Source organism: Clostridium manihotivorum (assembly GCF_004015185.1).
Lineage (GTDB): Bacteria > Bacillota > Clostridia > Clostridiales > Clostridiaceae > Clostridium_AR > Clostridium_AR manihotivorum.
Genome location: NZ_CP025746.1, coordinates 64,227 through 79,083, shown reverse-complemented (window position 1 = coordinate 79,083; position 14,857 = coordinate 64,227). Strand labels below are relative to the sequence as shown.

The following is a 14,857-nucleotide window of genomic DNA, read 5'->3' as shown; positions in this document are numbered from 1 at the left end:
AAATTAAACTGTAGTCAAGATTGTCTAGCTAATTGGAGGAAGTAATTTTGAAGAAGGTTATATCTAGTTTTTTAAATAGCAGCATGAGAAGAAAATTAATATTATATTTCTTTTTAGTAATATTAGTACCTACAGTAACCATAACTATTTTAGGAAATTTGATATACAAAAACTCTATGAGTGATGAGCAGCAGGCAAATACTAAACAGATGATAAAACAGATAAGTGATAATATTGATTTTTATATTAAAGATACTGAAAATATAGCCAATTATTTATCTCAAGATCCAAGTGTATTAGCTTTTTTAAACAGTAATAGTATTGATGAAAATAATTATAAAGATGATATATCTAGTAATGCAATGAAGATAATAAGCCGATTTGTCAATTTACATCCTGAAATAGCGGGAATAATGATAGTTAATAAGAATGATTCATATGTAAGTGATGTAATGTATAGGATTTCAAGGGATCCTCTTACCAACGAAAGATGGTATAAGAAGGCTATGGAGAATAAAGATAATATAAATCTTTTCAGCAAGCCTGTTGGCCGGAACATCAACAATATATTCAACTATTCTGCAGATAACGTAGTATCAATGTCTAAGGCTGTGTATGATAATTCAGACGAAAGCTGTGTAGGTGTAATACTTATAGACATGAAGCTTGATATAATAAAACAAGTTATAGAGAATGTAAAGCCTGGAAGAACAGGCTTTGTATATATAATGGATTCTGATAATGAGATAGTGTACTCTCCTGTTAATAAAGTAGTATATAGAATTAACAAAAATATATTTGATAATAACAGAAACAACTTTATTATTAAAAGAATAAAAAACAAAGACTATCAAATGATGAGTACAAGCTCTCGGTATACGAAATGGAGAACCGTGGGAGTATTTCCACTTGATGAAACTCTAAAGGTAATAAATTATATGAAATATTACTCCTTTTTTATAGCTTTAATAACACTTATTTTAGCAGGAATACTAGCTATATTTTTCACTAAATCTATAGTAAATCCAATAACAAAACTTAGAATGCTAATGAGAAGAACTCAGGATGGAGATTTAAATGTTCATTTTAATAGTAAATACAACGATGAGATAGGGGAGCTAGGCAACTCTTTTAATAAAATGATAAAAGAAATTAAGAACCTAGTAGAGTTAGTACAAATTGAGGAGAAAAATAAGAGGAAAGCAGAAATAAGTGTTCTGCAAGCTCAGATAAAACCTCATTTTCTGTACAACACCTTGGATACTATTCAGTGGATGGCAAAAGAACATGGAGCTGATAATATAGTAAAAATAATAACTAGCTTAACCAACCTTCTTAGAATTGGGCTGAACAATGGCAATGAGATTATAAAGTTAAGGGATGAAGTTAGGCATGTTGAGAGTTATCTTTCTATACAAAAGGTAAGATATGAGGATAAACTAAATTATAAGATAGATATAGATGAAGATATATTAGAATACTCTGTAATAAAGCTGATACTTCAGCCACTTGTAGAAAATGCCATCTATCATGGCATAAAAGAAAAGCGGGGAAATGGAAGTATTGTAATTGAGGGAGAGGAAAAAGACAATAAGATTCACATAAGAGTAATAGATAATGGAGTTGGAATTGATGAGGATAGGCTTAGAGAAATAAATCAGATATTAAAGAAAAGTTCTCTAGCCAGGAGTAGAATCGGCGTTGGAATATTCAATGTTAATGAAAGGATAAGGCTCAACTATGGTGATGAATATGGTCTAATATACAGTAGCGTATATGGTGAAGGAACTGTAGTTGATATATGGCATCCAATTTTAAAATGACTATTTGAATAGATATTGTAGGAATATGATAATTTTATGATAAAAATGTACATTCATAGTATATGCCTCCAGATCATATTAAGTTACTAGCTACATTAAAGTTACTGTATTTACAAATTAATAAACTTAGCCTAAATAAAAGCAAATTTTTTCTAAATGCAGTCACATATTTTCGACAGGATTAGTATTATATATTAAGTTCATACTCAAATGGAGGTATTAATATGGCAGATAATTTTAAATATAATTGTGGATGTGCAAAATCTGAAACTTTAGTTCAAGCTCATGGTGTTAATAGTTGTGTAAAGGGAATAAAGCCACCATTCTTTAGTAAACTTCCTGTAGTTATAGCTGCAAAAGAAGTAGAAGTAGGTATTGAATCTTGCATAGAATTACCTTGCGATGAAAAATACTATGAAATTAAGAGAACAAAGAAGAACTTATTCTTAACTCAAGCTAGAGTTGTAAGCTTAAACGAAAAATGCGGAAAGTTATTCTTACAAGGCTATATCGAAAAGAATATAGAATATGCTACAGCTGATTGTGTAAGCAAGGATAAGAGCGTAATCAATGGTGATATAAAACATCATACAGTAAAAGTTCCATTCCATGTTATAACTGATATCGACTTCTTATTAAAGCCAATAAATAAGGATAGAACAAGTTTAACTGAGTCTGATCTTTATTGTGATGCATCAGAGTATGATAGCTGCTCATGTTCATATGATGGAGTAAAAGGAAAAGCTTATTGTGAATCTGATTTTAAGGAAGCAACAGTTTACAATACTAGACCTTTTATAAAACTTGATGGTTTCAAGATAATCGAGTTAGATATGTATAAGGATGCTACTCCACTAGGCGGCTGTTATGACGGATGGGAAGATGGAAAAGGCGGAGAAAAGAAACCTGGACCAGAACATGAAGAAAGATGTAACTGTACTCCTGAATATGAAGGTAACTTATATTCTAAGATAGTTGAAAAGATGGTTCTTTTCTTAGATATTAAGGTTCTTCAAGAACAATATGTATTAGTAGAATGCTAATATAATTAGTATACTTTGAGGAAATTCTATTTAAGGAATATTACAATATTTAGCTAATTATTTAAGTAGCATTTATCACTAGGCTATATATGAATAAGACTTAATGATTTGAGTGCAAAACTGTATCAGTTTTGCACTCTTAGCTTATAATATCATATAAAACAATTAAACTAGGATGAATTTATGTGGATGAGGATTTATTAGCTAAGATATTACTCTCTATATTACTTGTAGGTTACTACGAAGAAATTGATGATGAAGATGTTTTAAATGAAAATGTACATAAAGATAAATATAAACTAGATTCTCTTGAGGATATAGTAGCATCTTATGAAAAGCCTTCTAGTGGAGGGAATTATGAAGAGATTGGTGTAATTGATTCAGGCAGTAGAGTTGATAATTATAGTAAAACTAATGATGTTGATAAAATAGAGGAACTAGGTGTAAAAGAAATAACATCTATGAAACCTTCTTTTAGTAATGCGATCACATTGTCAAGTGAAGTTATCGGTACAAAAGAGGTTGATAATAGCTTAGACATATCTTATGGAGATAGTTATAGTAAACAGGAATACTCAGACTATAATGACAATGAAGATTCAGTTAATGATGATGGATTTGAAGGCGGAAAGATTAGTAACGTGAATGTTTTATTAGCGGCTATAAAAGTTCCAATATCCATTGAAGAGTGTTTTTATATAAAGAGAGAAAAGATATATAGAGTTGAAGATATATCTTGTGATATAAAAGAAATAAGTGGTAACCTCTTATTACTTAGGCAGCTTAAGGAAAAGAGTAAGGTGAAGTTGTTCTATAGAGGCATATTAAGAATAAAGGTTAAATACTTAAGTATAGATCGTATTGAGAATAAAAGCTTGCTCTGTAACACTAAAGATTTAATTTTTTATTCTAATTTTAGTGGTACAATAAATACCTATATAGAAACTAGAATGATAGAAGATTCAAGTAGTGTTAATATACCTACCGATATAGACTTACTTGGTAATAAGTTTAATGGAAGATGTATACTGGAGGAACCGACTACCCTATATGACATTAAGGAACAGTATTATAGAGGTGTAACCATTATTGGAGATATGAGCTTAAATATAGCTCTTTTAAAAGAGTTATATGCGACAATTTAATTATAATATATGAAAAGCATCCTTAATGAAAGCTTTGTTAAGGATGTTTATTTATTATCTTGAAACCAAAAATGAAGTATAAAGACATCACACAAGATTATAATGAAAAAGTATATATTAAAACTCCTAAGTAAATAATAACTATATTATCTACTTAGGAGTTTTAATATGATGTATGATGAGCTCAGATGTATTATCGGTGAAAACTGCGATGATTATGATCCAAAGGATAAGATATTGATGCTTAGTATGGGTTTGTCATCTGTCAGCTGCGATAACTGCATTAATTATAATAATGAAACTTGCCATATTGGTAAGTTTGACCACCTAAAAAATAAGATAACAAACAACTAAATATGTGAGGCTAAATCAGTGCTATATTATTAAAACTCCTCTGAATTATTAGAGGAGTTTTAATAATATAGCTTTAATAAAAAAGCCATATGTTTATATAATAAAAAAATAATAAAAAAGCTAGTTTTGTAGACATTTTCATTAACACTATAGGAAAAAATTAATACATTATTATATAAACAGTTGTTTTTTTAAAAGATTATTGTATAAATATTTTGAAAATGGTAGAATTTATAATAACACATGGGAGTATTTAATTTATTTTGGGGGTGTCATTATGCACAAAAAATTATTTATTCCCGGACCAGTAGAGGTTAGACCAGAAGTATTGGAACAGATGGCAAGACCGCTAATAGGTCATAGAGGAAAAGAAGCATCAGAGCTTCAAAGAAGAATTAGTAACAATCTTAAAAAACTATTTTATACAGAAAGTGAGATATTACTTTCTACAAGTTCAGGCAGTGGACTTATGGAGGGCGCCATAAGATCATGTACGTTAAAGAAGGCAGCTGTCTTCTCCAGTGGGGCTTTTGGAGATAGATGGTATGAAATGGCTTTAAACAATAACGTGCCTGCTGATAAGTTTGAAGTTGAATGGGGAAAAGGAATAAAGGCTGAGGATGTAGAGAAAGCACTTTCTACAGGTAACTACGACCTTATAACCATAACTCATAATGAAACTTCAACAGGACTTATGAACAATCTAGAAGATATATCAAAGGTAGTAAAAAGATATCCAGAGGTAGTTTTCTGTGTTGATACAGTAAGCTCAGCTGGTGGAACAAAGATAGAGGTTGATAAATTAGGAATAGATATTTGTATAACTTCTAGCCAAAAGGCATTGGGCTTGCCTCCAGGACTAGCAGTGTGTACTTTTTCTAATAAAGCTAAAGAAAGAGCTGAAAAAGTTCCTTTCAGAGGCACTTATCTAGATTTATTAGCACTTTATAAATATATTAAAAAGAAGGATTATCAATATCCATCTACTCCATCTATATCTCATATGTTTGCTTTAGACTATGAACTAAATTATATAGTCAATGAAGAAGGAATAGAAAATAGATTCGAGAGACATATTGAGATGGCTAATATAGTTAGGGCTTGGGCAAAGAAATACTTCGATATTTTCCCTGAAGAAGGTTATTGGTCTAATACAGTAACCAATATAACCAACACTAGAGGCATTGATATTAGTGCATTAAATAAGGAGTTAGGAACCAGAGGCTTCCAGATATCCAATGGGTATGGAAAGTTAAAAGATAAAACTTTTAGAATAGCTCATATGGCTGATTGCACTGTGGATGAAATAAATGAATTATTAACAAATATCAATGATATTTTAGGATTTGAATAAGATTGCTTCAGCAACTTTTTTATTAAATTAAAGGGAGAGTAAGTATTTATGTATAGAGTATTAGTGACTGATGGATTAGAAAAAGACGCTGTTTTAAAGCTTAAGGATTTAGGTTTTGAAGTAGCTGAAGAGCATTACGCTCCAGAAGAGCTTGGACTAATATTGAGAGAGTATGATGTAGTTGTGGTAAGATCAGCTACAAAGATAAATAAAGCTATAATTGATAAGGCAAGTAAGACAGGAAGATTGAAACTCATAATAAGAGGTGGAGTAGGAGTAGATAATATTGATGTATCCTATGCCTTAGAAAATGGGATTCAAGTTATGAATACACCCAACGCGAGTTCTGCATCAGTGGCTGAGCTTACAATTGCTCACATGTTTGCACTTGCAAGGTTTATAAATATATCAAATGTTACCATGAGAAATATGGAATGGAACAAAAAGAAATATGAAGGTATAGAGTTAAGCGGAAAAACCTTAGGTATAGTTGGCATGGGAAGGATAGGAAGAGAAGTGGCTAAAAGAGCTTGCTGCCTTGGAATGAAGATCATATATTTTGATGGACTAGGTGAGATTAGTGATCTTGATAAATGTGACTATGAGTATAAGGAGCTTGATGAACTTTTGAAAGAGTCAAATTTTATAACTCTTCATGTACCTTTTGATGCTTCAAAAGGACCATTGATAAGTAAAAGAGAATTTGAGCTTATGAAGGATGGAACTTATTTAATTAATTGTGCTAGAGGAAAAGTTGTGGACGAAGCAGCATTACTTGAAGCCTTAAATAAGGGAAAGATAGCTGGTGCTGGTATAGATGTGTTTGAAGAAGAACCTGCTAAGAATAAGGCTCTGATTAATCATCCAGGAGTAAGTGCTACCCCTCATATTGGTGCAGCAACTAAAGAGGCTCAAACTAGAATAGGTAATGAAATAGTTGATATAATAAAGGATTTCTTCTAATATTTTTATCTTTGTACCCAATTTCTATATTTAAAATATACCATCATATATATGGGATGTTTTAAGTATGCTTTGAAAGAGGGTACATTTTTTTCTTAACATAATTTGCGTAAGCTTTATACCTTATGTATTAGTGAATTGGAACAGGGTGAAAGTCTATGAAGTTGGCATTATTACTATATATTTATATAATTATTTAAATATATAAGACTATAAATTTTTGTTTATATAAAGGGGGATAATGATGGCTGTAATAAGACCTTTTAAAGCAGTTAGGCCTGTAAGAGCTTTTGCTGATAGAGTTGCAGCACTTCCTTATGATGTTATGAATTCTGAGGAAGCAAGGATAATGGTAAGAGATAATGAGTATTCATTCCTTCATGTGGATAAGGCTGAAGTGAACTTAGACCCTTCTGTGGATATATATGATGAGTCTGTGTATAAAAAAGCTAAAGAAGTATTAGACAGCATGGAGAAGAAAAGCATTCTTATACAGGATGAGGAACCATATCTATATATCTATAGACAAACTATGAATGGACGAAGTCAGACAGGACTTGTTTCTTGTGTATCTATTGATGATTATTTAAATAATGTTATAAAAAAACATGAGTTCACAAGACCTGACAAGGAGCAAGATAGAATAAAACATGTGGATGTTTGTGATGCAAATACTGGTCCTATATTTTTAACTTATAGAGATAATGACAATATTTCAACTTTGATTGATGGCTGGACTGAGAAAAAACCTGAGTATGATTTTATATCTGAAGATGGAATAGGACATATGGTTTGGAAGATAGATGATAGTATAAGTATACAATCTTTAAAAGATCATTTTAGTAAGGTTGATTATTTATATATAGCAGATGGTCATCATAGAGCAGCTTCTGCTGTAAAAGTTGGACTTAGAAGAAGAGAAGAATATAAGAATTTTAATGGGCAAGAGGAATTTAACTTTTTCTTAGCGGTTTTATTTCCAGAATCTAATCTTAATATTATGGATTATAATAGGGTAGTAAAAGACCTCAATGGTTTAAGTAATGAAGATTTTTTAAGTAAGATTAAGGAGAAGTTTTCTGTTACTACTATAGAAGGTGGTAAACAGTATAAGCCTCAGTCAAAGCGTAGTTTTGGGATGTTTTTAGATGGGACTTGGTATAAGCTAGAAGCGAAGAGTGGTAGCTTTGATGCTGAAGATCCTGTTAAGAGTCTAGACGTCTCAATACTTCAAGATAATTTATTATCTCCTATACTAGATATAAAAGACCCAAGAAGTGATAAAAGAATTGATTTTGTAGGGGGAATAAGAGGTTTGGATGAGCTTGAAAAAAGAGCTTCAAGTGATATGAAGGTAGCATTTTCTATGTATCCTACATCTATGAAGGAGATAATGGATATAGCAGATAGTGGAGATGTAATGCCTCCTAAATCTACATGGTTTGAGCCAAAGCTTAGAAGTGGACTATTTATTCACAAACTAAGTTAGTAAGTTAGTTTTATTTTTAAAACTATCATTGTTATAAGGTGAAAAAATAAAATTATGTCGTCTGCCAGAATTTCTTCACATATGTTCAGAAAAGGCAGATGATCAAAAAAGCTCACTGAAGAAGTCTCTTCAGTGAGCTTTTTTATTTCCTAGGAAATAATGAATTTTAGTGCATATCTTGCATGCTAGGCATACTATTTATTATTTCAGGGTTTACCATACCGAAGATCATGGCAATATGAGCAACTACCAAGAACCCGCCTACAAGCATAAAGTGAAGCTTTAGTTTTTCTTCTTCAGATTTACTTCTAAAAATCAATCCAAGTTCCATTAACGATATTGGAAGTAGGAATAAAACACCGCTAAGATAGAAGCCAACAGCAACTACATCAACCCAGGTATGCCATCCGCCAGAAGTGGTTAGTGGTATTACTGCATTGACAAATAAATAAATAAAGATTCCTGTAAAGTATAGACCAGCAAAGATTCCAACTAACTTATTTATAGTTTTAACAGTGCCTTGTTTTACTCTGTTAAAAATTATAAAGAATTCAGTGATTGTAAGCGTTTCAGCACAAATAACTGGTATAGCCATGAATATAATAAGATTCCAAGGCTGATTATCTGATAAAAGTGACATATAATGTGTCATGTTCATAATATTGAATCCCCCTAACATATGGTTGTGACTATAAATTACTAAAATGTTGTGAAGATTGTATGAAGAAAAAGTATGTGATTAAACAAATTTAACATATATTCAGAAAACGAGAGTAATTAAAAATATTACCAATATAGGGCATTAAAAGCATTTTTATGGTAGTATAATATTGGAATATATGTAACTTGTAGCTTCGTGGGGGTGAAGTAGTTTGGACGATATAGAGTTAGTTGAAAGAATTTTAAAAGGTGAAGCAAAATATTTTGAGTATATTATTGATAAATATGAACTCCCTATATTAAAGTACATATATAGTTTTATTGGTGACAGAGCTATGGCTGAGGATTTATGTCAAGATACATTTATATCTGTTTATAATAAGTTATATACATATAATAAAGAAAATAAGTTTTCCACTTGGATATATTCTATCGCACATAATAAGGCTATTGACTACTTAAGAAAGGCTTCTAAAAATAAAGAAATAGCAATTGATAATATTAAAGATTCAATTTCAGGGGAGAGATCTCCCCAAGAGATAGTAGAATATAAAGAAATCCTAGCGTCCATAGAAAATTTTATAAATACTTTAAGTTTGATAGACAAGCAAATATTATATTTTAAATACGCTCATCCTGAAATGTCATTTAAGGAAATATCAAATCTTATGGGCATGAATGAGTCTACGGTGAAGAAACGGTATTACCGGTTATATACTAAGTATGAAAAGTATACTAATAATAAGATTAAAGGAGGTGACAGTTATGGAGTGTCTAGAGTTTAAAGAAAAGGTTATAGAGTTTATAGAACGTCAGCTATCTGGTGATTATAACAATCAGATGGAACAACATATAGACGAGTGTGAAACCTGTAGAAAATACTATGAAGATAAGACTTTTATTAGAGATAGTATGTTTAATGATATGGCTAGAGAAGATTTTACTTATAGCAGTAGAAAATCTAACATAATGGGTTCTATAGACTTAGACAGGTACAATAAGAATTCTGTAAAGGCCATTAGTATAGTTAGAAGGAATAACAAAAAACTCATACACTTTGGTTTAGCTGTTGCCTCATTATTTATTTTCATGGTTATACTTCCGGTGATGGAGCTGGATTCAAAAAATAAGAACTCACCAATTAGTTATGGTTCTAGCTATACTGAGAAAGAAATAAAAGATGCAAAGAAAGATATTAAAGATGAAAACAAACTTTCAATATCAATAACTGAAGATGGAGATATGACTAAAAGGTATATAGGAACGTCTTCAGAGGCTAGTAAAGATTTAGTTAATGGAAAAGATAAAGAGATCACTCTTGTAGCATCAAACAGCATCTACCTCATATTAGATAATGAGAGTGTTTTTTATTATTCATTAAATAATAAAACTAATTTTTATTTAAAAGAGGGGATTTTTAATAGTGATGGGAATAACTATGACAGCGATAAGAGAGTATATAGCCCTACCAAAAGGTTTATTTTGCTAGTTGATAAATCCATATCTTCTAATTGCTATATAGTAGATACAAAACTGAGTGAGATTTTAAGAGTTAACAGTACTGAACCTATAGATGAAGGGAATATAACCTGGTCAACTAATGATAGATATCTTTGTATTCAAGTTCAAGAAGATATTTATCTATATAATCTAGATAGTAAAAAAATTAGTTATGTATCTAATGAAAATAAAGATACTGTTAAGTATGTTACTGATGAAGGGATAATAATAACTTCAAAAAATACCTTATTACCCTCCAATAAGCCTATAGAAGGAATAAATCCTTATGAATTGTTTGCATATAATAATTATATATATGCGTTATGTTATGATGATAAAAAAAACACTGAGCTTTATCAATATGATTACAGTAATAATAGGCTTAGTAAAATTTTTGATCTTGGATACAGAAGATATACCTATGACAAAAAGTCCGATAGTCCATTTCTGATATCAGTGAATACAGATGTTAATGGCAATGATGAAGGACGTATATTCAATATAAACACTATGAAAGTGCATTACTATAGTAGTACTATAGATATACAGAATGACTTTAAAAATTATATTTCACCAAGTGGAAATAGATATATAAGTAAGACTACTAATAGTGATGGAAAACCAATTTTTAACTTATATACTGAAGGAAAGAGTGATATCATCACCATACCAAATGTAAATCTAATAGAAACCTTTGTGAATGATGATACTATTATATATGGAGAGAGAAAGATTAAAGGTAGTGGGGCTGTTTTCCAGGCTGTGAGGCTTAATCTTAATAGCGGAGAGAAAAAGGGTATATTTACTGTGCCAGAAAAATAAATCTAATTAAATAAATAGCGCCAGACTTATCTGTTAGGTAAGTCTGGCGCTATTTGCTTAGATCAGCTCAACCATAGCTTTTAAGATTGAGGTTGAGTTCTTTACTCCTATTGGTATAAACTTTTCATAGTCCATATGAGCACCGTTATTAGCGTTATCAGATATAGATCTTATAACTACAAAAGGCACATGATTTAGGTAGGCAACATGAGCAATGCTACCACCTTCCATCTCACAAGCAGAAGCATCAAATTCTTTAGCTAACCATTGAATTTTTTCTAAGCTTGCTATAAACTGGTCCCCAGACACAATTCTTCCTACAAAAGTATTAATCTCAGGAAGTGACTTACAAGCCTCTTTAGCTATTTCAACAAGCTTTTCATCGCACTTGAAGTCAAAGGTATCCAATCTTGGAATCTGCCCTGGCTTATCTCCAAATACAGTTGTATCTATGTCGTGTTGAACTAAGGAATTTCCTATTACAACATCTCCTGGATAAATGTCCTTACCTATACCTCCAGCAACGCCAACATTTATCACCATGTTAACCTTGTATTCACTGATAAGTACTTGAGTACAAACTGCAGCATTAACCTTTCCAATACCGCAAACAACAGCAACTACATCCTTACCCCACAACTGACCACGGTGAAAAGTCATATTTGCCTTTTTTTCAGTATCTTCCAAGTTCATATCTTTTAGAAGAATCTCTAATTCTTCATTCATTGCACCAATGATTCCTATAGTCATCACAAACCTCCATAAAAGTTAATAATTCTAATTATACTTAATATGCTGGGATTTCTCAAATAAACAGCATAATTTAAATAAGGATTTGTTAGGTGGATATATTTAAATTATATGTTAAAGTCTAATTCCTTATCAAAGTTTGTACTGTTCCTTATAGAATCATAATGAATTCTACGATTTTTTAAGTCTAACCTCTTTAGCCCAAAGCGCATTAGTAAGATTCCTACAACTACTACTGCTATTGAAGTAGCTACTAATAGATAGATATTGTGTATGTTTTTTAGCTCAGGAATAATAGCACATATGTTATTAGTAGCATGACATAATATTGATAAGAATATTGATTTAGTACTTAAATAGACATATCCTAGTATTAATCCAAGTAAAAAAGCATTTATTCCTTGAGGAAGATTCATATGCATAGCAGCGAAGATTAATGCAGAGATCACTAATGCAACCTTTGGAGAATACTTTTTAGATAGACCATTTAGTATTATTCCTCTATTAACGAACTCTTCTTGTATAGGTGCTATTATTACTGCAGTTATTATTCCTATGGCAGGGTTTATAAACATTTGATCAAAGGCCTTTTCTATAAAATCAGGTACAGGTATTAAGTCTACAAGGTAACTTAAAGATCCAGAGAATAACAATCGAAAACCTAAGATTAAAGCAATAACTCCTAAAATATCTGAAGTTTTAAATTTTCTTTCTGGGAAGTAATTGTGGGTTTTCTTAGTGAAGCCTTTCCACATTATAATTATTGTTAATAAAAATGATATCAAAGTAGATATCAGTAAAAAGCTTTGGGATTTTTCAATACCTTTAATAGCTCCATCAACGCTTAAAGGTGATACAGAGTATGCCTTTATTGCAGAACCGATCATTAATACTATATCCACAGCAAAAGGTATTATAAGAGCAAATAGCACCGCAATCATAATTGCAACAAATATACCAAATTTCTCAGGAGAAACCTTTTCCTCTTCTAAATCGATAAAAGGATTAAATATAATTAGTTTTCTAAGATTCATTTTTTCACCTCATTATGTAGTCAATTATAATCATTATATTAACACGAAATACAATTAATGTAAAACGGTAAAAGGTTGTATAACATATTTGATGATAATCATTATTTACCTATTGATGCGATAAGATTTATAGTATATTATATAAGTTGTTTTATAGATAAAGATGTATAGTTCAATAATTAGTAGCTAGGTTTAACAATGAACGAACACATCTAGAGGTTAGGTGAAAAGGAGAGTAATACAATGCTACAGCATTCATTATCAAGAACAGAGCTCCTTATAGGAAAAGAAGCATTACATAAATTAAAGGGTAGTAAAGTGGTTGTATTTGGAATAGGCGGTGTTGGAAGTTTTACTGTAGAAGCCTTGGCTAGAGCTGGAGTAGGAACTCTAGTGCTTATCGATGATGATACGGTATGCTTGACTAACTTAAATAGACAAGTACATGCTACGTATAAGACCATAAGTAAAAATAAAGTTGATGTTATGAAAGAAAGAATTGGAGAAATAAATAGGCAGTGTGAGATTGTAACACACCAAGTATTTGTTACGGAAGACAATATATCAGAGATAATTACTGATGATGTTGATTATGTAGTTGATGCTATAGATACGGTATCAGCTAAGATAGCCTTAGCTGTGTATTGTGAAAATAAGAATATAAAGCTTATGAGTTGTATGGGCACAGGCAATAAGTTAGATCCAACTCAATTCAAGGTTACTGACATATATAAAACCAAGGTATGTCCTTTGGCTAAAGTAATGAGATATGAGTTAAGAAAAAGAGGAGTAAAGAAGTTAAAAGTAGTTTACTCTGAAGAAGTACCAAGAAAGCCAAAAATGGATGAAGTTGTTACTTGCAAGGAAGGTTGCGTATGCACAGGCGGTAGTAAGAAGTGTGCTGTTAAGAGACAGATACCTGGCAGTGTATCCTTCGTTCCCCCAGTAGCAGGTATGATAATAGCTTCCGAAGTTGTTAGAGATATTATAGAAGAATATATATAAAGAAAATAAATGTACTTTTTATTCAAAAAGTACATTTATTTTTACATTGTCATCAACTATAGGTTTGATTAACTTTTTTACGGTATCTTCACTATTTTTTACAGCTTCATCATAGATGCTTGTATCTTTTAATTTACTGCCCATCCTAGAAATTACCTCTTTATCTATTACTGCACTCTCATCCTTGGTCAATTTTATATCGCCAAACCTGAGAAGTCCTTTCTCTGTAGATTCAAAAGTGGTTTTATCATAATCTATTGTAGGCGTACTAGCAATTGGTTTTGGTAAATGCACAGTTATTTCCTTGTTGAGCTTGTCTATCTTAACCTTAGAATTGTCTATTGAAGATAAGTCTAAAGAGTAAGAGCCTTTTCCGTAATAATCTACTCTCTGGATCTTTTTAAAAACATCCCATTCCCCCCAGCTATTATCAATAACCATTTTTTCATTAAGGTCAACTTCAACTACCACCAACTTTTCAACCTTCTGTATTTTGTCTACTATACTTTCCTCGGTAACGAAGGATAACTTAGTATTAGATTTAGATGGAAGCATTTTTGTTATTTTTGGCTTGTCTTTATCTTCTATAACTCTATAGCTTATGTAGCAGCCTAAAGAGGTGAATACTAAGAAGGCTAGTATAATATTGAAAGTCTTTTTTCTAATATTTCTGAACATGTCACACCTCCTAAATTTATAAATATCCTTAAATAATTATTATAATTTTCCTCATAATAGTACAACTTGTCAAGTACTATAACTTGGAAGGAATACATTGATTTATTCGAGGCTTTATCATATTACATAATAATTTGATATATAAATAGTATTTTACTCCGCGCAATAAGTTTTTTTGCAAAATATAGTAATAATTTAATACTGGCATATAAAAGTTTTATTGAAAAAAATAAAATA

The 14,857-nt window shown here is 30.9% G+C and carries 14 protein-coding genes; 10 read left to right on the top strand and 4 right to left on the bottom strand.

Features of this window, described 5'->3' with window-relative positions; translation table 11 throughout:
• Positions 1-47 precede the first annotated feature (47 nt).
• From C1I91_RS00340 to C1I91_RS00310, 7 genes are all read left to right on the top strand, one after another.
• Positions 48-1,823, top strand: a complete 1,776-nt coding sequence (locus C1I91_RS00340) for a sensor histidine kinase (protein ID WP_128210710.1) — start codon at positions 48-50, stop codon at positions 1,821-1,823.
• A 224-nt stretch (positions 1,824-2,047) separates the two neighbouring features.
• A complete protein-coding gene (locus C1I91_RS00335) occupies positions 2,048-2,866 on the top strand; it encodes a CsxC family protein (RefSeq protein WP_128210709.1) in 819 nt (272 codons plus the stop codon).
• A gap of 185 nt (positions 2,867-3,051) precedes the next feature.
• Positions 3,052-4,011, top strand: a complete 960-nt coding sequence (locus C1I91_RS00330; RefSeq protein ID WP_128210708.1) for a hypothetical protein — start codon at positions 3,052-3,054, stop codon at positions 4,009-4,011.
• A 168-nt stretch (positions 4,012-4,179) separates the two neighbouring features.
• Entirely contained in the window at positions 4,180-4,365 is a 186-nt protein-coding gene (locus C1I91_RS00325; RefSeq protein WP_128210707.1) for a hypothetical protein, read from the top strand.
• A 277-nt stretch (positions 4,366-4,642) separates the two neighbouring features.
• Positions 4,643-5,719, top strand: a complete 1,077-nt coding sequence (locus tag C1I91_RS00320; protein ID WP_128210706.1) for a pyridoxal-phosphate-dependent aminotransferase family protein — start codon at positions 4,643-4,645, stop codon at positions 5,717-5,719.
• Between the two features lie 48 nt (positions 5,720-5,767).
• Positions 5,768-6,682 (top strand): D-2-hydroxyacid dehydrogenase, encoded by a 915-nt coding sequence (locus tag C1I91_RS00315; RefSeq protein WP_128210705.1) that lies wholly within the window; start codon positions 5,768-5,770, stop codon positions 6,680-6,682.
• 244 nt (positions 6,683-6,926) lie between these two features.
• Positions 6,927-8,171 carry a DUF1015 domain-containing protein gene (locus C1I91_RS00310; protein WP_128210704.1) on the top strand — a complete coding sequence of 415 codons (1,245 nt, stop codon included), beginning with the start codon at positions 6,927-6,929 and terminating at the stop codon, positions 8,169-8,171.
• 166 nt (positions 8,172-8,337) lie between these two features.
• Here the strand turns inward: C1I91_RS00310 and C1I91_RS00305 are convergent, their stop codons facing one another.
• Positions 8,338-8,829, bottom strand: coding sequence for a DUF6803 family protein (locus C1I91_RS00305; protein WP_128210703.1), 492 nt, complete (start codon positions 8,827-8,829; stop codon positions 8,338-8,340).
• Positions 8,830-9,043: 214 nt separating this feature from the next.
• Here C1I91_RS00305 and C1I91_RS00300 point away from each other — a divergent pair, with 214 nt between their 5' ends.
• Both C1I91_RS00300 and C1I91_RS00295 read left to right on the top strand, forming a co-directional pair.
• The gene (locus C1I91_RS00300; protein WP_128210702.1) at positions 9,044-9,616 is read left to right on the top strand and encodes an RNA polymerase sigma factor; all 573 of its coding nucleotides are present in this window, start codon (positions 9,044-9,046) and stop codon (positions 9,614-9,616) included.
• Positions 9,597-11,153: an anti-sigma factor gene (locus tag C1I91_RS00295; RefSeq protein ID WP_128210701.1), complete on the top strand. Its 1,557-nt coding sequence runs from the start codon at positions 9,597-9,599 to the stop codon at positions 11,151-11,153. The genes C1I91_RS00300 and C1I91_RS00295 overlap by 20 nt, the downstream gene beginning before the upstream one ends.
• 57 nt (positions 11,154-11,210) lie before the next feature.
• Here the strand turns inward: C1I91_RS00295 and C1I91_RS00290 are convergent, their stop codons facing one another.
• Both C1I91_RS00290 and C1I91_RS00285 read right to left on the bottom strand, forming a co-directional pair.
• Positions 11,211-11,903 (bottom strand): 5'-methylthioadenosine/adenosylhomocysteine nucleosidase, encoded by a 693-nt coding sequence (locus C1I91_RS00290; RefSeq protein WP_128210700.1) that lies wholly within the window; start codon positions 11,901-11,903, stop codon positions 11,211-11,213.
• Positions 11,904-12,010: 107 nt separating this feature from the next.
• Positions 12,011-12,937 carry a CPBP family intramembrane glutamic endopeptidase gene (locus C1I91_RS00285; protein ID WP_128210699.1) on the bottom strand — a complete coding sequence of 309 codons (927 nt, stop codon included), beginning with the start codon at positions 12,935-12,937 and terminating at the stop codon, positions 12,011-12,013.
• 243 nt (positions 12,938-13,180) lie between these two features.
• On the opposite strand from C1I91_RS00285, the gene C1I91_RS00280 reads away from it, so the two are divergent.
• The gene (locus C1I91_RS00280; RefSeq protein WP_128210698.1) at positions 13,181-13,942 is read left to right on the top strand and encodes a tRNA threonylcarbamoyladenosine dehydratase; all 762 of its coding nucleotides are present in this window, start codon (positions 13,181-13,183) and stop codon (positions 13,940-13,942) included.
• An 18-nt stretch (positions 13,943-13,960) separates the two neighbouring features.
• Here C1I91_RS00280 and C1I91_RS00275 read toward each other — a convergent pair whose 3' ends face one another.
• Positions 13,961-14,620, bottom strand: a complete 660-nt coding sequence (locus C1I91_RS00275) for a DUF4230 domain-containing protein (protein WP_128210697.1) — start codon at positions 14,618-14,620, stop codon at positions 13,961-13,963.
• Between the last annotated feature and the right edge of the window lie 237 nt (positions 14,621-14,857).